This window comes from Methylobacterium sp. E-012 (assembly GCF_057836545.1).
The window spans coordinates 983721-1005886 of sequence record NZ_JBYQEY010000001.1; the positions used below are offsets into that span (position 1 = coordinate 983721).

The 22166-nt window shown below is 64.6% G+C and carries 20 protein-coding genes and 1 pseudogene; 16 read left to right on the forward strand and 5 right to left on the reverse strand.

All coding sequences use genetic code 11. From position 1 onward, the window contains the following. Positions 1-2: 2 nt before the first annotated feature. Positions 3-2285 (reverse strand): glycosyltransferase, encoded by a 2283-nt coding sequence (locus tag AC3IF1_RS04575; RefSeq protein ID WP_489216163.1) that lies wholly within the window; start codon positions 2283-2285, stop codon positions 3-5. Beyond that, positions 2282-3220 (reverse strand): hypothetical protein, encoded by a 939-nt coding sequence (locus AC3IF1_RS04580; protein WP_489216164.1) that lies wholly within the window; start codon positions 3218-3220, stop codon positions 2282-2284. Before AC3IF1_RS04580 ends, AC3IF1_RS04575 begins: the two co-directional genes overlap by 4 nt. A gap of 1038 nt (positions 3221-4258) precedes the next feature. Here AC3IF1_RS04580 and AC3IF1_RS04585 point away from each other — a divergent pair. Continuing rightward, positions 4259-6316, forward strand: coding sequence for a putative bifunctional diguanylate cyclase/phosphodiesterase (locus AC3IF1_RS04585; protein ID WP_489216165.1), 2058 nt, complete (start codon positions 4259-4261; stop codon positions 6314-6316). 748 nt (positions 6317-7064) lie between these two features. Here AC3IF1_RS04585 and AC3IF1_RS04590 read toward each other — a convergent pair. The 3 genes and pseudogenes from AC3IF1_RS04590 to AC3IF1_RS04600 form a co-directional block, all read right to left on the reverse strand. After that, complete coding sequence (locus AC3IF1_RS04590; RefSeq protein ID WP_243971491.1) at positions 7065-7475, reverse strand: helix-turn-helix domain-containing protein; 411 nt, start codon at positions 7473-7475, stop codon at positions 7065-7067. Between the two features lie 592 nt (positions 7476-8067). After that, positions 8068-9390 (reverse strand): annotated as a pseudogene (locus AC3IF1_RS04595) (Y-family DNA polymerase); the annotation flags it as partial. A 4-nt stretch (positions 9391-9394) separates the two neighbouring features. Beyond that, positions 9395-9823, reverse strand: coding sequence for a LexA family protein (locus AC3IF1_RS04600; protein ID WP_243971495.1), 429 nt, complete (start codon positions 9821-9823; stop codon positions 9395-9397). Positions 9824-10241: 418 nt separating this feature from the next. On the opposite strand from AC3IF1_RS04600, the gene AC3IF1_RS04605 reads away from it, so the two are divergent. From AC3IF1_RS04605 to AC3IF1_RS04675, 15 genes are all read left to right on the forward strand, one after another. Beyond that, complete coding sequence (locus AC3IF1_RS04605) at positions 10242-12071, forward strand: cation:proton antiporter (protein WP_489216166.1); 1830 nt, start codon at positions 10242-10244, stop codon at positions 12069-12071. Between the two features lie 93 nt (positions 12072-12164). Continuing rightward, positions 12165-13418 (forward strand): flavin monoamine oxidase family protein, encoded by a 1254-nt coding sequence (locus AC3IF1_RS04610; RefSeq protein ID WP_489216167.1) that lies wholly within the window; start codon positions 12165-12167, stop codon positions 13416-13418. Between the two features lie 391 nt (positions 13419-13809). Next, complete coding sequence (locus tag AC3IF1_RS04615) at positions 13810-15300, forward strand: PAS domain S-box protein (protein WP_489216168.1); 1491 nt, start codon at positions 13810-13812, stop codon at positions 15298-15300. Between the two features lie 62 nt (positions 15301-15362). Beyond that, complete coding sequence (locus AC3IF1_RS04620) at positions 15363-15614, forward strand: hypothetical protein (RefSeq protein WP_243971501.1); 252 nt, start codon at positions 15363-15365, stop codon at positions 15612-15614. A gap of 90 nt (positions 15615-15704) precedes the next feature. Next, positions 15705-15965, forward strand: coding sequence for a GlsB/YeaQ/YmgE family stress response membrane protein (locus AC3IF1_RS04625; RefSeq protein ID WP_243971503.1), 261 nt, complete (start codon positions 15705-15707; stop codon positions 15963-15965). Between the two features lie 49 nt (positions 15966-16014). Then, positions 16015-17001: a PhnA-like protein gene (locus tag AC3IF1_RS04630; RefSeq protein ID WP_489216169.1), complete on the forward strand. Its 987-nt coding sequence runs from the start codon at positions 16015-16017 to the stop codon at positions 16999-17001. Then, the gene (locus AC3IF1_RS04635; protein ID WP_243967522.1) at positions 16998-17504 is read left to right on the forward strand and encodes a YsnF/AvaK domain-containing protein; all 507 of its coding nucleotides are present in this window, start codon (positions 16998-17000) and stop codon (positions 17502-17504) included. Before AC3IF1_RS04630 ends, AC3IF1_RS04635 begins: the two co-directional genes overlap by 4 nt. Continuing rightward, positions 17501-18433 (forward strand): YsnF/AvaK domain-containing protein, encoded by a 933-nt coding sequence (locus AC3IF1_RS04640; RefSeq protein ID WP_489216170.1) that lies wholly within the window; start codon positions 17501-17503, stop codon positions 18431-18433. The genes AC3IF1_RS04635 and AC3IF1_RS04640 overlap by 4 nt, the downstream gene beginning before the upstream one ends. An 81-nt stretch (positions 18434-18514) precedes the next feature. After that, positions 18515-18787 carry a hypothetical protein gene (locus AC3IF1_RS04645; protein WP_243967520.1) on the forward strand — a complete coding sequence of 91 codons (273 nt, stop codon included), beginning with the start codon at positions 18515-18517 and terminating at the stop codon, positions 18785-18787. A gap of 46 nt (positions 18788-18833) precedes the next feature. Next, positions 18834-19133 (forward strand): hypothetical protein, encoded by a 300-nt coding sequence (locus tag AC3IF1_RS04650; RefSeq protein WP_243967519.1) that lies wholly within the window; start codon positions 18834-18836, stop codon positions 19131-19133. Positions 19134-19172: 39 nt separating this feature from the next. Continuing rightward, the gene (locus tag AC3IF1_RS04655) at positions 19173-19673 is read left to right on the forward strand and encodes a YidB family protein (RefSeq protein WP_489216171.1); all 501 of its coding nucleotides are present in this window, start codon (positions 19173-19175) and stop codon (positions 19671-19673) included. A 96-nt stretch (positions 19674-19769) separates the two neighbouring features. Next, positions 19770-19967 (forward strand): hypothetical protein, encoded by a 198-nt coding sequence (locus tag AC3IF1_RS04660; protein WP_243967517.1) that lies wholly within the window; start codon positions 19770-19772, stop codon positions 19965-19967. A gap of 74 nt (positions 19968-20041) precedes the next feature. Next, positions 20042-20404, forward strand: coding sequence for a CsbD family protein (locus AC3IF1_RS04665; RefSeq protein WP_489216172.1), 363 nt, complete (start codon positions 20042-20044; stop codon positions 20402-20404). Positions 20405-20485: 81 nt separating this feature from the next. Next, positions 20486-20788, forward strand: a complete 303-nt coding sequence (locus tag AC3IF1_RS04670; RefSeq protein WP_243967514.1) for a hypothetical protein — start codon at positions 20486-20488, stop codon at positions 20786-20788. Positions 20789-20817: 29 nt separating this feature from the next. After that, positions 20818-21990, forward strand: a complete 1173-nt coding sequence (locus tag AC3IF1_RS04675) for a chromosome partitioning protein ParA (protein WP_489216173.1) — start codon at positions 20818-20820, stop codon at positions 21988-21990. The last annotated feature ends 176 nt before the right edge of the window (positions 21991-22166 follow it).

A 22166-nucleotide genomic window follows, 5' to 3' on the forward strand; every position in this document is an offset into this window, starting at 1 on the left:
TATTACAGTACTTGAACCTGTTTAAGCTGAAATCCGAGAGCTCGAAAATCTTCAGACTGCCCCATCTCGCGTGGCGAACGGCATCCGTCACTATTGATAAATAGCTGCAATAGGTTGCCTTGCGAGTATTCCAGCTCATCCGGCAGAGCAATCTCGAACACCCTCCCCGCGTTTGACGGGACTTGCCGCGCTTCTATTGGACCCGCGCGCGTCTGGGCTGTGATCGCAATCTGAATATCCTCGACGTTGTCCATCGTGTTCCCATACAGCATGATACTTTTCGCCCGCGGTGCAGGGAAAACGAAGAGACAGGCGCTTGGGGGCATAGTCCAGACATGGTCCCCGTGGATTTCGTAGAACCCAACCATCTTTAGATACCGTACCTGCTCGTCAGAACCTATTCGGATGAGTTGCCCAACGGGACATGGGTCGAGATAGATGTCACATTCCGGCCCTGCGGCGGCCCGGAGCCACTTTGTCAATGTCTCAAATGCTTTTGAAGATACTTTTCTCTCGCCGGAGGGCCGACGCTCCAGGGCATCAGCGAGATACACGCGCGATAATGGACTGAACGCGTCTGGAGATCTCGGAACCGGCGAGCAGTTGGGGAGCGATCCATAGGTGGCAGCATGGGCAACAGTGATGAGCGCTTGGTCTGTAACGGCATCCACGACTTCCCAGAATGTGATGTCGTCGTAGGGGACTATGTCCGGGAACAGGGCGATCAGAGAGGGGTCAAACGTCTCAATGGCTGTTTTAACCGCCTTGATGGTCCGTGTCCTACGAACGACATCTAACTTTCCAGCAAGGTATCGATGCAGCGCAACGGTCAAGCGGCGGCTAGTGCTGGAACGCAGAATTGCCGCCTGCACGAATTCGACGAGAGCTTCGGTATCCAGGCTTTCTATCAAAACAGGATCGTCTGCGAGACGCCCCTGCTCTAGGAGATCGAGGGATTCTCTTGCCAACGCCAAGTCCCGCTCCCACGATGCGTCCTCTGCGACACCTTCAACATAGAGGCGCGTTCCCTCGAGGAAGGACTCCGCGTGGACGAGGGCTCGCCTGCGAAGCAAAGCCTCGTGCTGTTTAATAAACCCCAGTACTTGACAAGCGTAGCTTCGACAGTCGATCAGTCGCGCGTAGTCGCGTCCACGCGCGCCGATCCGGGCGAGCGTGTCCGGTTCTTCCAGCAACCGATACAGCGCACTGGCAATAGCCTCCACGCTCCGAGACGCAGCAACCTTTATAACTGCATCGTCTGGGACTTCCGAGTAGCAACCAGTATCAAAAACCACGACCGGTTTGCCAGTTAGGAGTTGCTCAATCAGCGACACCGAGGCGCCTTCCGTGTTCGGGAACCTAAGGTTCACGAAGCCATCGGCCTCAATGCATTGCTCTTCCAGTGCGGCGTCACTCAGGTTTAGCGCAAAGCGCACACATTCACCAAGATTGTTTTCCGCGACGAAGTCCCACAACTTTTGGAGATAATGCGCATCGCTAGCGAAGCCCGCTATTACGTAGACGATCTTGCTCCGTAGCTTAGGTGAATCGGCGATAGCCGCGAGAACGTCGTGAATACATTTCGTGCTTTGAATATGCCCGAAGGAGATAATCGTGCGACGTCGCCTAGTTCGAGCTGCTGAGTCCGTAGAGATCGCATGTGGCCGCTGATCATGCGGCATGCCGAGGCATAGAACCGGACCAGAGAATCGCTGTGAGTTATATCGCTCAGCGTATCGTGAGTGCACCACCAGGCCTGAGCCCAGCTGAAACAGTGGAGTTCCGAGCGGCATATCTCCACTCATCTCAGAGTCCCACACGGCGTATCGCAATCCATACGGCTGGGTAATGTTCGACTGACGCACGCGGCGCAGATCGGTTAGAGACCCGTAACGGGCGGCAATTGCGACATAATCCGCGAACATACTCCCGCGATCATGGACAATTTTTGCAAGCACGTGCTGGTAAACATAATCGTGGCAGATAACAATTCCGGGATAGTTTCGAAGTACGTCAAAGATATGCTTATGATGTTCTTCGTTATTACCAATGTTGTATATTATAAAATCAAAAAGACTGTAAAAATTGCTGTCCGATGCTGTTTTCTCGATGTCAATGATCCTGTGTTTGGTTTCGTACAATCCATCGGATATCTGTGTCACGATACTCAGTTCGATGCGATGGTCGCCATATGTCTCAGGCATCGCATCTGTTACGGCTTTACTGAAAGTCCCCACACCGGATCGATTTGTAAACGGTGTTAGCCAGCCAATCCGCAGGATCACGCCGCAAGCTCCTGTACCAATGTCTGCCATGATTGTGCTGCGCTCGCGACAGAAGCCCGGCCGCCTTCGATCAGTTGGTTGTAGAGGCTTGGCGTCTCGAGTAGCAGGGTCAGGAGATCACTGGCTTCATTGTAGGTGTTGCACCGGAGGACATCCCCACCGTCCTTCAGCTCGTGGCCCTCGCTGCGCCTCTGGATCGTCGTGTTCAGGTCGAAATGAAGGACTGGAACTCGGCTTTGCCAGCTGTCGCATATCCGGAGGCGTTCCGAGTCGGTTTGCTGCGAACCGATGTGAATATGCACCCACGAAGCGGTATCACTGATCTGATCGTCGCCAAGATAACGGGTCCGATTGTGCGACTCACCAGACATGCCATACCCGTCGATGAAATAAGATGTTTCGGCAATGAGCCGCCCGACTATCGTCCGCGCCAAACAGTCGCGATCGAGATGATTGATCACTGCCAGCCTCGGCGCCGAGGCCGTCCGCGGAGACTTCAGGTTGAGATTGAGAGGGGGAAGATCGTGTGCCGCGGTTTGGTCGTGCTGGATTAAGACCGATGCCTTCCGTGCTCGGTCGCCGAGCAGACGGACGCGCGACTGTTTCCTGGTGCTTCCAATGCCGTTCAACAAATTTGCGATGTCGTCGCCGGTGGAAAGCTTCGAAGGTTTGGGATCTAGGTAGATCAAACTGGTTCTGATGACATTCGACAGACGCTCGTGGGATGCCAACCCGATAGCTATGACGCTATGGATACTCCTATACATCGTACATGGGCGTTTTTTGCCTAGAACTTCCGGTCTGAAGTTCGAATGAACTTCGCGGCCTTCGGCCTGAGCGAAACGGCGTAGTGCAAATTCAAAATTCCTATAGACAATAGCCGACTTCGATTGCCCGTCACACTCATCATTGCGGTATAATATAGCTTTGGGCATTGGTTTGCTCCCACTCGATACCCATTCAGCCGGCTGTTCAGCCCGAAATGGGGGACGTGGCCGAGATCCCTCGTTGCAACCCAGAATGGAGTTCTCCTCCGATCAATGCAACCCATTAGCGAAAAAAAAACGAATTATGGTCGCGCGGGCCTGGGTGGGAGGTCTCTTGGAGGCACAGACGGCCCCAGCATGATTTCTGGCCAGGGCAATCTTTCTCAGTAAGTATTCCGCGGTTTGTCAGATTATTCGCTGAAAACGAAGATATAGTTAGACAACCAAGGCACATATCGAAGTTGAAATTGCCATTTGGCGATGAATGATATCGAGCAACTGAGATCAGAAGCCGCGGGCGACGTGGAAACGCTCCAGACCGATATCGTCATCTCCGTACGGGTTTCGAGTCCAAACCGGGCGTCCATCCCCGTCTTTCGACTAAGCCTCTAACTTCGGATCGTCTGGCCGACCGTCTTCCTCACCTCGATCGAGGCCCCTAACCGCTCTGGTTGAAAATGATTCCATAATGCACTCATAGATTGCAATCCGTGAGCTGGCTTGTATGCTGGGCGGCGACGTCAGCGCCTGCACACGAACTCTCGCGAGGAAGCGGTCATCGCTGTTTGGCAGATGCATGTGCAGAACGCTCCAGGCGCAAAGCGTCGGGGTCGTCAGATCCCCGGCATCGGTCGTTGGAAGATCGATCAGAAGACCGGTCGCGTGGTTTTGTGCAAGGCGTTGGGGCGCCCTCTCAAGCGGGAGGTGTGGGCGGACGGCTTTATCAGTCTTCGACGGCACATCGTCAGCCATCACCCGCGGGAGCGTTCGCGTCTACTCCGTGCGTTTCACCGGGGAACGCGCGGCACGTTAAACTACGCTGATGGCGCCTTTGTTGGACTCAGTCGTATGCTGCGTACCTACGGCTCTGTGCTGGAAGTTGTGGGTCACGGATGGACGGGGCGCGAGGGGTCGGGTGGACGGGCAGCGATCTCGGGTGTGGTCGTGGATGTCACCGACCTGATCCGGTTCGGGAGATAGCTGCAGATGTCGAAGATGCGTTTTCGCACGATCCTGGAGCATATCGATCAGGGTCTTATAATGACTGACGCTAACGATTGCGTGCGTGTCTATAACCAACGCGTCTTGCAGATGCTTAATGTTCCAGAGAATCTTCTGCGCGGGGGGGCAGCTTTCGCCAATGTTCGAAACTGTCAGGCGGCCCGGGGGGAGTTTGCCCACTTGCCGCAGCCGTTAAGGCGATGGCTGGAAGAGGGAGATTCAGATAGTATGATTGAAGACTATGAGCGCTCGCGGCCGGACGGCACGGTGCTCCATGTCCGCACCGTGCCGATCCCGGAAGGCGGATTGGTTCGAACCTTCACCGACGTCACGCAGCGGAACGCCGCGGAAGCCGCATTGCGCGACAGCGAGCGCCGTTTTCGGCTCTTGGCCGAAAATTCCAACGATATCTTCATCCTCGGCGACCTCGACTTGCGCCGCCTTTACGTTTCGCCGGCCGTACGTACCGTGCTGGGTTACGAGCCGGAGGAACTCGTCGGAAGCGTGCAACTCGAGCACGTCCATCCCGATGAACAGAATATGTTCACCGAGCTTTGGGCCAAGGCGCAGGGCGAGCGCGAGGGCCGATTTGTCGCGAGTATGCGCTATCAGCATAAAGCAGGGCATCACGTCTGGCTCGAAGCCTCAGTCCGGGTGGTGCGTGAGCCGTCTGACGATCGCGCTATCGGCTACGTGGCGGCGCTGCGCGACATCTCTGAGCGGCGCCGGGCAGAAGAGCAGATCCGGTATCTGGCGCTGCACGACGCGCTCACGGGCTTACCGAACAGGGCCCTATTCTGGGATCGCCTCGACCAAGCCGTAGCGCAGGGACACCGCACGCACGGCTTCGTTGCGATGCTAGCCTGCGATCTTGATCGGTTCAAAGCGGTCAATGACAGCCTCGGACATCCGGCCGGAGACGCCCTTCTGCGCCTTGTGGCCGATCGGATGACGGCGGTGTTGCGCCCCTACGACACCTTGGCGCGTCTCGGCGGTGACGAATTTGCGGTCCTGCTCACGCATCTCGACCTGCCAAGCAACGCCACGCACCTGGCGGAGCAACTGATCGCGGCGGTCAGCCAGCCGGTGACCCTTGAAGGGCGGACGGTTGAGGTGGGCATCAGTATCGGGCTCACACTTGCGCTCAAGAGGGACGTCAGTACCGACGAAATCTTTAAGCGCGCCGACATCGCCCTTTACGAGGCCAAGGCCGCCGGCGGAAACATGTGCAGAGAATTCGAGGCCAATGTCGGCGTCCGCATCGCGCTGCGCAGCCAACTTGCCCTTGACATGGGCGAAGCGATCCGCCGCGGCGAGTTCCGATTGTTCTACCAGCCTGTGGTTGATGCAACGACGGGTGTCGTTCTCAGTTTCGAGGCCTTGATGCGTTGGAGGCATCCAGTGCACGGCGAGATCTCGCCCGGCATCTTCATCCCACTGGCCGAGGAAACCGGATTAATTGTTCTATTGGGGTCTTGGGCACTGCAGGAGGCCTGCCGTGTGGCCGTCGATTGGCCGGATCCGATCCGCGTGGCGGTAAACGTCTCGGTGGTCCAGTTACGGCGTGGCGGACTTGAGGCGGCTGTGCTCTTGGCACTCGCGACCAGTGGGCTGTCGCCTACCCGGCTCAAACTGGAGGTGACGGAAAGTGTCCTTGTGCATGACGCGGACTCGGTGCTCGCTAGCCTGCACGCGTTACGCGCACGTGGTGTGAGGATCGCGCTCGACGATTTTGGCACCGGCTATTCGTCGCTAGGCTACCTGCGGATCTTCCCATTTGACGAAATTAAGCTCGACCGCACGTTCGTTAACGACATCGCCCGCGCGGACTCGGCCGCGATCGTGCGGGCTGTGGTCGGCATAGGCGAGCGGTTGGGTATGGGCATCGTTGCCGAGGGCGTCGAGACTGCTGAGCAGCTCAGCCTGGTTCGGCGGGAAGGCTGCGCGCAGATCCAGGGATTTCTGATCAGCCAGCCTCTGCCCGCTCATGAGGCCGCTCTTTATTTGGCTGCGTCTCCAATTCTGTGTGATGGCCCGGGGTGATTGGAGTCGATTTCTGTCCCTAGCGTCGGCGGCGCGTGGATCTCGTCTGCGACGCCCCTCCAACCGGGGCACCGATTAAGCGCACGATCGGAGACGCCCTGCCGAGGCTGAGAAATCGCTGAACCAGCTGGTGCTGCCACCCGCGGCGGATTACCGACATTCCGGGTCGCCATGGTTCGTGAGCAGCGTTGCGGCTACGGCCCGGGACGCTTCGGCCGCCGGGACCTTGCCTCATCGGCGCGGGAAGGCCTCGGCCCTCTACCGGCCGGCGCAGGGTTGGGCGACCGCGTCGGGCTCTAGGCCGTCGTCGCGCGTCTCCGCCTCCCGGACACGGTAACACGGCACATGATAGACGCGCGGGTGGCGATCGCGCCGATGGCCCGCGCCACGCTCTGGCCCGATCGCCGCCACCGAGGCGACCTGCCGGGCCTTGACACTTGATCCGGCGCTCAAGGACGAACGCCTGAGAGACGTAGCCCGAACCAGCCTGGCGCCCGTGCGCCGGCATCCTTCAAGTCTTGGCCACGCGCGACGTGCATCGTCTCGGCCAGCCAACACCGCGGCCGTTCGGCGTTCATCAGGTGTGTGCCGCCCTGCGTGGGACTATGCCGGCGCCCAAATGGGCATTGACCGGCCGGTGGCCCGCCTCCAGGCCGAGGGGATCCGATCGTGTTCGATCCCTTGGACTCTCCTGCCGAGCCCGGCCAGGTCTCAGGGGGCGGTCTGAGCGTTACGTCGCGAAAAGTGGTCAGGCCGCGTCGGATTCCGGTCGCAGGCGCACAGCTGCCTTCACGATCGACAGGACGCTGTCGCGGGTTGCGTCGTCCGGGATTCCCGTGAACGCCATCACAAGTTCCATGACCTTCGCATCGTCTAAGAACGTCGCGGCTTCAGCCCCGGCCGATCCTGGCCGACCGGCGAAGAAGGTCTCGACCGGAACCTTCAAAACATCGGCGATCGCCTGAAGCCGCCCGACACCGACGCGGTTGCGACCCTTTTCGTACTTCTGCACTTGCTGGAAGCTGACGCCGAGGGCGTTCCCAAGTGCCGTTTGGCTTAAGCCCTGTGCCGCCCGGAGCGCTGCGATGCGGCTGCCGATCGTGCGATCAGCATCGGTTGCCATTTTCGGACATTTGTTAAAAATCACGAGGGCGGTCATTCGAAGGCGACTTTCGGAAAAGTACGACCAGGGTTGGCCGCGGCGTCGATCGCCCCAACTCCATAACGCACGATTGAGTTTCGGAAAGACATGCAATTCAGGCGTGCGTCAATCGTCTGGCTGGGTCGCAGGGACTGAAAATTCGACAGCCACGCAGTCTGCATCATCGGCCCGCGCCGGCCAGAGACGACATGGTGAACCGATCATACCGGGAGCCAGGACACCCCGCCGAATGTCCAGGGCGTCATAGCCCGCAAGGCAGAGTGGGACCCATCACGCGGATACCATCAGGGCCAGCAGTCAACATGCACGACTGCATCGACAGGCCGGACACAAGACTGCACCCAACCAACGCGACAGAACCTTAATTTGCGACTTGCAATGCGGAGCCTTCTACACAAGGCCTTCCGGCAGACAGTGAAGATTCGAAGTCAGTTTTTAAATGTCAATAGGCGTCGAAGCCTCGCCCCTCCCGGAATTGAGTTCAATGCGTTGAGATAGGTGCTGAATTTTACTTCGAGGTGGGGTCACGGTCGGCGCCGATAGTGACCCCATCTCTATCTCTATTTTTGCATTTTGGAGAAATAATTAGCTAAGTTTTTGCCGGGGTCATGCCTCTAAGCCGATTCACAGCCTTTGCCGCCGCGATGACCGGCAACTCCTTAACCCGGGTCGTGTACCGGGGCGAGCGCATGTCAAACTTGGTTGACCATTCTCGTTTGGAGGCGAACCCGGCGCTGCCCGGGACGACCGCGCCCCGCCCGAAGCGGCGATTGCAGGCATCGAGGGCGCTCATCAGCGCCGCCCCGTGTTCCCGGTCAAGTTGCCCCAACCCCGGGAAGGCCCGTTGCGAGGCAGCAAGGGGCACGAGGTCGGTGGTGACGACTCCGGCCTTGGAATAGCGGTACCCATTCCTCCAAGTCTTCCGGACGCCGTGGAGGCACGCTTTCACCAGGACGAGGGTGTCGTTCGACGCCTCCGGCAGGGTCACCACCGACGAGACCGACCGCTGCGGTCGGTCTCGGTCGTGCTCCGAGGTATGGAAGAACACCGTCACGTGGTTGGTACCAAGTCCCCCCGCCCGCAGCTTTTCGCCCAGTCTGGCGGCGTGTGCGGCGACCACCTGCTCCATGGTGCCGAGGTCCTCAACGCGGTCGGAGAAACTCCGGGTCACCGCGCATCCCTTCCGGGTCGGGGCGACTTCCTCCAGGTCGAGGCAGGCCATGCCTCGCAGTTCCTGCACCAGCCGCTCGCCCACCACCGTCATGGCTTTGCGCGCCGCCCGGGTGTCGAGGTCGCGCACGTCGGCGACGCTTTCGCAGCCCAGGGCCTCCAGCTTGCGGGCGTTGGCAGGCCCGACGCCCCAGATGTCCTCGGGCGGGATGCGGGCCATCCAATGGTCGTACTGGACCGGGTCGGTGAGGTCGCAAACCCCGCCGAGTTCGGGCACCTTCTTGGCGACGTGGTTGGCGAGCTTGGCCAGCGTCTTGGTGGCACCGATGCCGACGCAAGTGGGGATGCCCGTCCAGGCCCGCACCGTCTCGCGCATGTCCCGGCACAGGGTCACGCGGTCGGCCTCGCGCACGTCCGAGAGGTCCAAAAAGCTCTCGTCGATGGAGTAGATCTCGATGCGGGGAGAGAAGCTCCGGTAGACCGTGTTCACCCGGGCCGACATGTCGCCGTAGAGGGCGTAGTTCGAGGAGTAGACCCTCACCCCCTGCGACCGGCACATGTCGCGGATCTTGAAGAACGGCTCGCCCATCCGGATGCCGAGCGCCTTGGCCTCGGGCGTCCGGGCGATGGCGCAACCGTCGTTGTTGGACAGCACGATCACAGGCACCCGGACCAGGCGGGCGTCGAACACCCGCTCGCACGAGCAGTAGAACGAGTTCCCATCCGAGAGGGCGTAGGCCCGGGGCTCATTCCGCTCGGCGCCTCGGGTTGATCGACCCCGACACCACGCCCCAGACCTCGACCACCGCGTCGGATGACAGGCGGAACTCGGGAAAGCGCGGGTTGGCGAAGTGCAGGGTCACGCGCGGACCCTTCCGGCGCCAGACCTTGAACGAGCGCTCGCCGTCGACGTCGACCACCACCACGTCGCCGTTGCGCGGGGTCAGCGAGCGGTCAACCACCGCGAGGTCGCCGTCGTGCAGGCGGGCCAGCAGCATGCTGTCGCCGGCCACCCGCACCAGGAAGGTCGCGGGCCGGTTCGCAATCAGCAGCTGCTGCAGGTCGATCTCCTCCTCGACGAAGTCGTCGGCCGGGCTGGGGAAGCCCGCCCGGACGGCGCGGGCAAGCATAGGAATGGGGGTCGGCAACCCGACGACGATGTCCAGCACCAGCATGCGCTCGCTCCACGAATTCAACAGAACAAAAGTGGAACGCGTTGGGGCGGTTCCGCCAAGCGGTTGAGCTCACGGCGTAGCGAGGCTGTGGACACGTGTGGATAACGCGCAAAAGACATTGACGTTGGCGCCACAAGTCGAGCGACCATCGGGCCTCGCTGCTCAAACCCAGTGCTGGTCAAGGGTCGGCTTCCTGTCACTGGCGACCCGTGCAGACACCGTCGACGCGTACCAGGGGGGATGCGTCCACGGCCGCACTGCGTGAGCGGGAACTGTCGCGGGGCCGCGCGATTGGCCTCGGAGCGTAAGGTGAGGCTCCGCCTGTCAGAGGCGGAGCGGCGCGACCATCCCCACCCATCATTTGGTCCCGATTCGACTGCCAGGGGGTAGGTCCGGTCGCTGGTCCGGAGCGTCCTGCATGGAAAACGGTGTGGCGACGGCGGTCCTTTGCGTCGTCGGTGGTGGCATCGCAGCACAGGTTCTCGCATCCCGGCTGCGCATTCCTGCCATCGTCCTCCTGCTCGCACTCGGCTTCATGGTCGGGCCCGTACTGGGCCTGATGCATCCGACGCACGATTTCGGACCGAACCTCCGGCCCTTGATCGGCTTGGCGGTCGCCATCGTGGTGTTCGAGGGCGGCCTCGCGCTCGACTTCCGCGAGTTGCGGGCTTCCGGCGAGGGGGTGCTACGGCTCACCGCCTTCGCCCTGCCCATCAACTTCGTCCTGGGCACGCTCGCAGCCCACCTGATCGGGGGCATGCTGTGGGGACCGGCGTCGGTGTTCGGTGCCATCCTGGTCGTCACGGGACCGACCGTGATCCTGCCGCTCCTGCGCCACGCCCGGCTGGAGCGACGCTCGGCCGCCTTCCTGAAGTGGGAGGCCATCGTCAACGACCCCGTCGGGGCCATCCTGACCGCGGTCGTCATCGAGATCCTGGTGGGCGTGCCCCACAGGTCCGGGGAGGATGCGGCCACCGCGCTCATGCTTCACCTCGCGGAGGGCGTGCTGGTGGCGGGCGCCCTCGGCGTCGGCTCGGCGTTCCTCATCGCCTGGGCGTTCCGGCGCGACCTCATCCCCGAGATGCTGAGGACGCCGGCGCTGCTTGCGCTCGCGCTTATCGCCTACGTCGTGCCGAACCTTCTGATGAACGAGGCCGGGCTTATCGGTTCGACCGTGTTCGGCATCGCGCTAGCGAACCGGCACGTGCCGGGTCTCGCGGAGCTTCGTCGGTTCAAGGAAAGCCTCGTCGTCCTCCTGGTGTCCTGCCTCTTCGTCGTGCTGACCGCCGACCTAGACCTCGCGGTCCTCGGCAAGCTGTCGGCGCCCATCCTTGGGTTGACGGCCGCGATCCTGTTCGTGGTTCGCCCGGCGGCAATCTGGTTGGCCACGCTGCGCAGCGACCTAACCCGGCGGGAGCGCCTGTTCGTCGGCTGGATCGGACCTCGCGGCATCGTCGCGGCCGCCGTCGCCGGCCTGGCCGGCCCCCGCCTCAGCGCGGCGGGGTATGCCGGCGGCGACCTGATCCAGCCCACCGTGTTCGCGGTCATCGTCGCGACCGTGCTCGCCCACGGCTTCTCCCTGGCGCCGCTTGCCCGCCGGCTTGGCCTATCGACCGCCGCCGATACCCAGCGGCTCGCCGTAGTCGGTGCATCCCCATGGGCGAGCGACATGGTGATCGCGCTTCACCGGGCGGGCGTGCCGGTCGTGATCATCGACATCTACCCCGGCGCCATGCTTGCCGCGCGGGAGGCGGGCGTGCCGACGCTTCAGGCCGAACTCCTGTCCCGATCCGCCGAGGAAGGGATGGCCGACCATCCCCCAGACCACTTGCTCGCCGCGACCAGGGACGAGCTCTACAACGCCCTCGTCTGCACGAGGCTGGCTCCGGAGATCGGTCGCGAGCGTGTTTACCAACTGGCGCCTTCGGAGAACCACATGCTGCACGCCGACACCGGCGTCAGCCGGGATGCCCGCGGGAAGGTGTTCGGTGCCGCGGACGCCAGCTTCGACGCGCTCGCTGGGCGGCACGAGGCCGGTTGGCGGTTCGTCGTGACCCGCCCGGATACCCTCGGGCAGCCGGACGACATTCCCCTGCTGGCCATCAAGATCGACGGGAGCCTCGAATTCGCCTCCGCCGATCACGAGGCGAACGACGCTGCCGAGGACGACCGATTGCTGGTCCTGCAGGCGCCGGGCATGGCAATGGTCGACGCTGATGATGACCGGCTCGTTCAGGTGCCGGCCTGAGCGGAGGCGTCCGGCGGGATCGAACAGTCACGGCCGCGGCGCCGCAGCCGCACGAATCTTGGAAGTCGTGTCAGCCCTCCTCAGCTTTGGCCCATGGGTAACGCGTTCGACGTCATCATCGTAGGGGGAGGCGCCGCCGGCATCGGCGCCGCGCGGCGGCTCGCGTCACAAGGCTCATCGGCCTTGTTGCTGGAGGCGTCGTCGCGTCTCGGAGGCCGTGCCCACACGCAGGATCTCGGAGGCTACCCGCTCGACCTCGGTTGCGAGTGGCTCCACTCCGGCGACCGCAACACCTGGGTCGGTATCGCCGAGGCATCGGGCTTCCCGGTCGACCGGGGCGAGCCGCCATGGGCGAAGGCGCACCCGGGCATCGCCGAGGACGAGGAGACCCAGGAGGCGGCGCAGAGGGCGTACGGCGACTGGGAGGAGCGGCTCCGCACGGTCGCAGCGGGCAGCGACAGGGCCAGCGACGCCCTGGAGCCCAGCGGCCCCTGGAACGCCTACGTGCGGGCCATCGCCGGCTTCATGAGCGGCGTCGCACCCGAGGCGATCTCAGCCACGGATTACCTTGCCTACGACGATGCCTCGACGGGCCGGAACTGGCACCTGCCGCTCGGCTACGGCACGCTGGTCGCCGCCAGCCTGCCGCCCTCGACGACGCTGCGGCTCGCCACGCCCGCCGAGCGGATCGACCTGACGGCCGACGGCGTCGCCGTCACCACCCGCGCCGGCGCCGTCCGCGCTGGGGCCGCCATCCTTACGGTCTCGACCGCGGTCCTGGCCGGGGACGCGATCCGCCTTCCCGCCGGTACCGAACCCTGGCGCGACGCGGCCGCCGACCTGCCGCTTGGCCGAAACGAGAAAATTTTCCTGGAGATCGGGCGCGGGGCCGCGTTCGAGCCGGACACGCACGCCTACGGCAACCTGCACGACCCGCGGTCTGCCGCCTACTCGATCCGCCCCAACGGATGGCCGGTGATCGAGGCGTTCCTCGGGGGCGAGGGCGCCCGGATCCTGGAGAAGGACGGTCCGGCCGCGGGCTTCGACTTCGTGTCGGCCGAATTGGCCAGCCTGTTCGGCAGCGCCGTCGCATCGGCGATCCGGCCGCTCGCAGCGACGTCCTGGAGCCAGATAGCGTCCATCGGCGGTGCCTACAGTTGCGCCCTGCCAAGCAAATCCAAGGCGCGTGCACGGCTGGCCCGGCCCTTCGAGGATAGGCTGTTCTTCGCGGGCGAGGCGACCCACCCCTTCGATTTCACCACTGCCCACGGAGCTCACGACAGCGGGCGAAGGGCTGCGGACGAGGCCATGGCAGCGCTTCGGCACAGACAGGAGAAAGCGGCCTGACGGAAGCCCGAAAGCATCCGTATGGCCGCAGATGCCGGAACATCCGGGGCGGACTTCCGATGCTCTCGGACACCACTGCCGACGACCGCCGATGCCTGACCAGGCAGGCCGACCGGGTCATTCGGAAGAGCCAACCCTTCTTATAAAACCTGGCGGATGCGGTTGGGCCGTTCGTCATGCCCCAGTCCGAAGCGGTCGAGGGCCGAGGATCGGATTGCAGGGGCTACCTAGTCCGGAAACGCGCGTCGGTCCGAGGCGACGGCCTTCCCGACTAAGGCAAGGATGCCGGCCGGCGATGTCCGGGGTATTGCCCGACGCATCGTTTGGGACGTTGGCACCCATGCGTGGATGCGAGGCGGCCACTGATGCCCTTCGAACGAGGCGAGCCATCATGACCCAGTTCGAGCAACGGCAACTGGCGCAGGTCGTCGACGGTCTCGCGGAAGGCGTCATCCTGATCGAGCCGGACCACACCATCGCCTACGCCAATGACGCCGCCCTCGCGATGCATGGGGTCACCGAACTCGGTGACCTCGGAGCCACCGTCGCCGAGTACCGTACCAACTTCATCCTGCACTACCGCAACCATCGCGAGGTCGGGCCGCTGCAGCATCCGGTCGAGCGCATCCTGGCCGGCGAGGCGTTTCGCGATGCGGTCGTCGAGGTCCACCATTTCCGGGATCCCGCAAGGACGTGGACGCACCGGATGCGGGGACTTGTGACGACGGACGATGCCGGAACGCCAAACGGCCTCGCCCTGCTGATGCAGGACGCCAGCGACCGCTACGAGGCCGAGGAGCGGTTCGAATGCATGTTCCGGGCGAACCCCGCCCCGGCCGTGGTGTGCCGGCTCTCCGACCTGCGTTACGTCAAGGTCAACCAGGGCTTCGTCGAGCTGACCGGTTACGCCCGCGACCAAGTCCTCGGCCGGACCTTCACCGAAATCGACCTCATTGGCCAAGGCGAGCGCCGCGCCTCCGCGGTCGAGCACCTCCATGCCGGCACCACCATCCGCCAACGCGAGGCGTGCCTTTCGGTGCCGTCCGACGCCGAGAAGTACGTCATCGTCGCCGGCCATCCCATCGAGATGCCCGGCGGCGAGCGCTGCATGCTGTTCACCTTCGCCGACCTGGAGGACCGACGGAAGGCCGAGGCGGAGCTCCGTCTCAGCGAGGAGCGCTTCGCCAAGGCGTTCGAGCTCAGCCCGATCCCGACGGCTCTCCTGAGTTCGGACGCGAAGGTCCCGACCAGCGTCAACGAGGCCTACGCCGCAACCTTTGGGAACGCCGCGCACGCCACGTCCGTGCCCTGGGCCGAGGAAGCGGAACGGACCCGATTCAAGCGTGAGCTCCAGCGCTACGGAAGGGTCCGGGCATTCGAGGGACGGCTGCGAACCCAAGACGGCGACGAGTTCGACTGCCTCGTCTCCGCCGAGAAGGTCACCGTCAACGGCGGTGACGGGCTTCTCTGCGCCGTCCAGGACATCTCGTCGAGGAAACGGACGGAGGTCGAACTCATCGCGGCCATCGAATCCGTCATGGCGGAGGCGTCGTGGTTCAGCCACGGCGTGATCGAGAAACTCGCCCAGCTACGCAATCCTCCCAGGCCGGGCAAGCCGCTGGCGATGGTCGAGAGGCTCACGACCCGCGAGGGCGATATGCTGGAGGGCATCTGCCGCGGCGACACGGACGAGGAGATCTCCAAGGCGCTCGGGGTCTCGCTAAGCACGGTGCGCAACCACGTCGCGAGCCTGTACCGCAAGATCGGTGTCAACCGCCGCAGCGCCGTGGTGGTCTGGGCCAGGGAGCGTGGGATCGGCGAGAAGACGTCGATTGAGCATTACGGCAAAAATACAACGCGAAAACCAGGTCAAAAACACTAAGCGGCCTAGGCTTAATTACTTTTATGTAAATCGCCGGAACATCGCTTCGATAGAAGTATTCGGTGGGTGTAGCTCTGCTCGATCCGGGCATCTCAAAGACGGCTAAGCCGGACAGAGAGGTGTGGTGGATGGGCAAGGACCGGAAGGTTCTATCGAGCGATCATGCCCGAGCCCTGATCAAGCAGGCCATCGGCGTGATCTTTGGTGACACCAAGGTCGAGGCGGAGGCCACGACCGAGATCGTCGCGACCAAGGCGCGGCACGCCACGACAAAGACCAAACCCGACCAACCCCGCAGGCCATCGAGGTCGTAGCGGCCGAACCAACACACCTTCGAGACTCATCCCAGCCCGCGCAGGCCCTGCGCCGGGACCCTTCCGCACGCCAAGTTAATGGAGCCCGTCATGTCCCTCCTCGCCTGGATCGTCCTCGGCCTGATCGCCGGCTTCATCGGCAGCAAGATCGTCAACAACACCGGACAGGGCCTCGTCGTCGACATCCTGCTCGGCGTCGTCGGCGCGGTCGTCGGCGGCTTCCTGTTCAACCAGTTCGGCGAGCCTGGCGTGTCGGGGGTCAATCTCTACAGCCTGCTCGTCGCCATCGTCGGCGCCGTGATCGTGCTGTGGCTCTACCACATCGTCATGGGCCGCCGCCGGGTCGTCTGACCCACCGCGCCCTTCCAGCTTTCCGAGCTCAATACTTAGGAGATCCACCATGGCCACCGTTACCGAGCCCGCGCCCGTATCCCCCGGACGCCCAATACCCGACCGCGCCGTCGTCGACCGCGAGCTGCCGCAGGCCACCATGGTCACCCCCGCTGAGGACATGCGCGCGATGATGCTGCATTCCGTCTCCTGGGGTGCCGTGCTTGCCGGTGCCACGGTGGCCCTGATCTCGCAGGTCATCCTGAACATGCTGGGGCTCGGCATCGGCCTCTCGACGGTCGATCCGATGGGTGATGGCACCCCGGCGGCGAGTTCGCTCGGCATCGGTGCCGGCCTGTGGTTCGTCGTCTCCGGCGTGCTGGCGGCCGTCGCCGGCGGCTACTTCGCCGGACGCCTGTCCGGTAAGCCCTCGACCTCGACGGCGGGTTATCACGGTCTCCTCGCCTGGGCGGTCTCGACCCTCGTGGTGCTGTACATGCTGTCGTCGGCCGCCAGCGGCATCGTCAGCGGCGCCCTCGGCACGGCCTCCTCGGCCATCGGCGGGGTCGGCAACGCGATGGGCGGCTCCGTCTCGACCCTGGCGCAGGCCGCCGCCCCGTCGCTGACCAAGGTCACCGACCCTTTCTCGAACATCGAGTCCAATGTCCGCAACGGCACCGGATCCGATCCGGCCGCGCTGAAGGACGCCGCTGTGACCGCGATGCGCGCCGCCGTCTCGGGTGACGGCGCACAGCAGGCCGCCGCTCAGGAGAAGGCTGCCGTGGCTCTTTCCAAGGCGCAGAACATCCCGGTCGAGCAGGCCCGGACCCAGGTCGCGCAGTACACCCAGCAGTTCAGGGAAACCGTCGCCTCGGCCAAGGAGCAGTCCAAGCAGATCGCCGACGCCACGGCGCGCCGCGTGTCCCAGGGTGCGCTGTTCGGGGCCCTCGCGCTGATCTTCGGGGCGCTCGCCTCCTTCTTCGCCGGCCGCGGTTCGGCCGTCGATCCGACCGTCACCCGCACCGCCCCGAATACCCTGACCCCGCGCCGGGCATGAGTGTCGGCGATCCCGCCGCGACCGAGCCCCACGGGCTCGGGACGCGCTTCGGCACCGCGGCGGAGGTCGCCATCGGTGAGGAGGCGGTCCTCCCGCTGATCGAGGAGACTGCGCGCATAGAGAAGCGTGCGGTCGAGACCGGACGGGTCCGTGTCAGCACGCGAACCGACACCCTCGACCAGGTCCTGCGCGAGACCCTGCGCAGCGACATGGTCGGGGTGACCCGGGTGCCCATCAACCGGACCCTCGCCGAGGGCGAGGCACCCCCGGTGGTCAGGACGGAGGCCGGGGTGACCATCATCCCGGTGCTGGAAGAGATCCTCGTCGTCGAGAAACGCCTCGTCCTGAAGGAGGAGGTGCACATCCGCCGGACCACGGCGGGCGAGGACGTCGAGATGCCGGTGACGCTGCGCAGGCAGCACGCCGTGATCGAACGCGTGTCCCCCGAGGGGCACGTCACGGAACAGGCCACCACGCACCCGTCACAGGAGCCGACATCATGACCCAGACCATCACCGCCATGTACGACACCCATCCCGAGGCGGTCGCCGCCCAGGGCAAGCTCGTCGGCCTCGGCATTCCCGCCGGCGCGATCAAGCTGATTTCCGGCACCCAGGCCGGCTCGGCCGGAACCGCGACCAAGGCCGACGAAGGCATGTGGGGCTCGATCAAGGACTTCTTCATGCCGGAGGAGGACCGTCACGCATACGGCGAGGGACTGCACCGCGGCGGCACGATGCTGAGCGCAGAGGTCGACGACGCGCATGTCCACGCCGCCTCCGATATCCTGGAGGAGCACGGTTCGGTCGATCTCGACGAGCGCGAGGCCGCCTGGCGCAAGGAAGGCTGGGACGGTCGTGCGACCGGTTCCACCACCGGAACCGCACCGGTTGCCGCCGGAGCGCTCGGTGAGGGTGCGATGTCGTCCGACCACGCCGCCAGGACCCGCGACACCAGCCTGCACGCAGCCGGATCGTCCGAGGACCTCGCCGCCCGCGGGACCGCAACCGGCACCGATTACATCCCCGTGGTCGAGGAGCGCCTCAACGTCGGCAAGCGCATGGTCGACGCTGGCCGGGTCCGGGTTCGGTCCTACGCCGTCGAGAAGGACGTCAGCGAGAACGTCACCCTCCACGACGAGACCGTGAGCGTCGACCGTCGCGTCGTCGACCGCGCCGTCACCCCGGGCGACATGGCGCTGTTCGAGGACAAGGTCATTGAGGCGACCGAGATGCGCGAGCAGGCGGTCGTGTCGAAGGACGCCCGCGTCGTCGGTGAGGTCGGCATCCGCAAGGATGCGGCCCAGCGGATGGAGATCGTGACCGACAAGGTCCGTCACACCGAGGTCGAGGTCGAGGACGGTCGCGGAACGGTCAGCCGTACCGGCACCACCGGGACCACGACGGAAACCACCGCGCGCAAGCCGCTCTGAAACGCTCAAGTCCGGGACCGGTTCGAGCCGGTCCCGGCTCCGTACGATCCCACGTCCACCTTTCGCGAAAGCCCCGTTGCCGTGACCAAGCTCCGCCACCTCGTCGTGTTCGCGGCCGTCGCATCGTCATGCCTCCCGCTCGGCGCGCAGGCTCTTGAGAAGACCGGTTCCAGGGCGTCGCTGAAACCCTTCTGCTCCGCCGACTATGCCCGTCTCTGCAACGGCCTCGACCTGAACGGACCCGAGGTCGTCGCCTGCTTCCGCAGGAACGCCCGGGAGGTCTCGCCAGGCTGCCGCGCGGCCATCGCGGACTACGTCGAGACGGCTTCCGAACAGTCCGTTCCCTCGCGGTAGTGGCCGCTCGCCTGCCCGGTCCACCCCCCATCCCGAAGGAAACACCATGAAGATCCTCACCACCCTGACCGTCGCGACGGCGATGACGCTTCTTGGCGTTGGCCTCGCCTCGGCGAAGCCATGTGCGGTCGGAACGACCACGAACAGCGCCAGCCAGAAGGGCTCGGCGGACGCTTCCTCGAAGGTCGACGGGGACGCGACCGCGAAGGTCTCGCCCGGTGCCAAGGCCGAATCCCCCGGGACGGTCGGGGCGATGAACAACGTCGGCTCGAATGCGACGCCCTCTGCCAACGAGGCGAAGCCGCCCGAGGGCAAGGTGGTGAAGCCCGGCGACAACGATTGCTGATCGGCACGACGACCCCTCTCACCGGAACGGAGACACCCAATGAGTGACGGCTTCCCCTCTATGACGGCGCTGCTCGGCCTGTTGGCCGTGGCGGGCTTCCAGAACCGGGATAAGATCCAGGAGATGCTCGGCGGAGCCGGCCACGGTGGTCCCACAACCCCAGGTGCGCCCGCCGGACAGGGCGGGATCGCGGGACAGGGTGGTCTCGGCGGCCTGCTGGGTAATCTCGGAGGCGCTCTCGGGGGTGCTGGTGCCGGTGGCCTGCTCAGTGGCGGCCTCGGCCAGCTCGTCGACCGCTTTCGCGAGAACGGCCACGGCGAGGCCGCCGACTCCTGGGTGCACCATGGTCCGAACGCCGAGATGAAGCCCGACCACCTGAGGTCGGCCATCGGTTCCGACGTCCTCGATACGCTGTCGCGGCAGACCGGCCTTTCGCACGACGACCTTTTGTCCAGGCTCTCGCGCGAGCTGCCGTCCGCGGTGGACCGCTACACCCCCGACGGCAGGCTACCGTCTACGGTCGCCGGCATGCCGGCGTGATGAACCCCCGGTCGATCCCGCCAGTGTCGAGGATCGGAACCGACCGGCCACCACGTTCGCACCGGGGCACGTAAATCCCCGTCACGGGAGGGACAGATGTCCGGAAACGCGCACGCCAAGGCCGCCGAACACCATGAGGCTGCGGCGAAGTCACACCGGAAGGCCGCTCGACACATCGACGCCGGCAACGAGGAGAAGGCCGCCGAGCACGCGTCGAAGGCCGACGACCGGGCGAAGAAAGCCAACCAAAGCTCGATGAAGGCGCGACCCGGGAAGGCTGTGTCGAAGGATTAGTCAGTGCCTCGCATCGGCTCGAAGCGCGTTTCGCAGCGGGCCAGCTCAACCTTGAACCGAATGGAAATTGACCAATGGACGAGAACCGCATCACCGGCGCCGCCAAGGAACTCGGCGGCAAGGTCCAGGGCGCCGTCGGTGACGTCACGGGCGACCGCGAGACCCAGGCCAAGGGCACGGCCAACGAGGCAAAAGGGACCGTCGAGAACTTGTACGGACAGGCCAAGGACGCCGTGCGCGACGCTGCCGGACAGGCAAGCGACCGCGCCGACAAGGCGATCAATAGGGGCCGGGACGCCCTTCCCGAGGCCGAGCGTGCCTACCGCCAGGGTGGAGATGTCGTCGCACAGTATGCGAAGGAGTCCCCGCTGATGCTGGCGGCCATGGCCGGAGCCATTGGATACCTGCTTGCGATGGTGATCCACGGCCGTCGCTGAACGGTTGCCGTCCGGGGTTAGGCTTACGATAGGCGTGGTCCCCGATCGGGGACGAGACGATGGGGACCCTCGATGCCACCCATGCGCACGCTGATCCACGACGGGTCCAACGACGACCGCTGGTACCTATGCCGCGGCGGTGACCCTGCCGACGTGTACGTCTTGCATGAACCGAACGGGCCATCCGGCGGGAGGCCGTCCCGCATCGAGCTCGCAGCTTTCCTTGCTGCGGCGGACGGCTCCCCCGAGCACCGCGCCCTCCTCGGTATGATCGGTTCCCTCGTCAGGACTGATCGTGCCGAACTCGCATCGAGCAGTCCCACCCCCGAGCCGGGGGCCGCCGGTGCCGAACCGACCCCTGGCGAGGCTGCCACGTCGATCTGATCCGTTCCTCCAACGCCCGCGAGACCGCCATGGCCATCGACTACCGTTCCGAACTCCGCAGGCCCCTGCCGTTTAGCCTCGCCGTCGTGGCGGCGGTCCTCCTGGTTTGGCTCGTCGTCGCCTCCATCGTCGGTGCGAGGCAGAGGACTGTGCGGGATCACCACATCCAGGACCTGGAGACACGGCAAGTCGCGCTTCGATCGGACCTCGATCAGCAGCGGGCGGCCGCGGGGACCCTCGATGCACTGAAGTCGAAGATCGCATCCGCCCAGCAGCAGGAGCGGGACGCGACCCAGGCCGGGGAAGAGGCAAAGGCGAAGGCCGCGAGCTTGGCGACCGAACAACAGGCGGCCGAGCGCAAGGCCGGCGAGGCGAAGGCCACCGCGGAGGCCGAGACGACCAAGCTCACCGGGCTTCAGGCCCAGCTTACCCAGGCGGAGCAGAAGCTCGCGCCGATGAAGGAGGCCACCACGGCCGCCGAGCAGGCCGCGACTGCCAGGACCAAGGAATTGGCTGACGTCGGCCGTCGGCTGGAGGAGACGCGCCAGCAAGAGGCGAAGCTGCGATCCGACATCGCCTCCATGTCCCAGGAGGCGACCGCCAAGACCGCCGACCTCGCCAAGGCCGAGGAGAGCCAGCAGAAGGCGCGCGAGGGCTCGGCCGCCGCTCAGAAGGATCTCGCCGATGCCCGCGCCGCGACCGAGCAGGCGACGAGGCAGAAGGCTGACTTGGAGCGGGCCGTCGACGGTCTGACCGCCAATCGTGAGAAGCTGGCGAGCGGCGTCTCGCAGGTTGGCCAGCAGGTGCAGCAAGCCAAGGATGGGTTGGCAGCGACGCAGAAGGAACTGGCCACGGCGCAGTCCGAGCGGGACCGTGTGATCTCCGAACGGAACCAGGCTGAGCAGGCCGTCCAGAAGCTGGCTTCCGATCGCGACGATGCGACCTCGGCGCTGGAGGCGCTGCAGAAGAGGCAGGCCGACGCCCAGGCGCAGTTGGCGACCCTGACCGAGACGCTGGCCACTCGGAACAAGGAGATGGCCGCCCTTGAGGACCGGATCGGGACGACCCGGCAGGAGCTTGCCGCGGCCCAGGCCAAGCTCGCAGAGGCGCGTCAGCAGCTTTCAAACCAGCCTCCGTCCATGACGGTGCATCCCGGCCCATCCCAGTCGCTAGCGCCTGCCGTCGCCCCCAAGGCTGAATGAATCCCTCGGGACTTGGGCCGAAGGGGCGCTGAACCAGGGCGGGGAACAGACAGGGGGCTCCAGATCGGCGGGACAGGGAGGAAGCGCTCTGACCGTCGGATTTCCGGACGAGGCGTCACGGACGTCCAGGGTGGGAGCTTGCCGCGACCTGAAGCACGGTGGTCGATGCAGCTTCG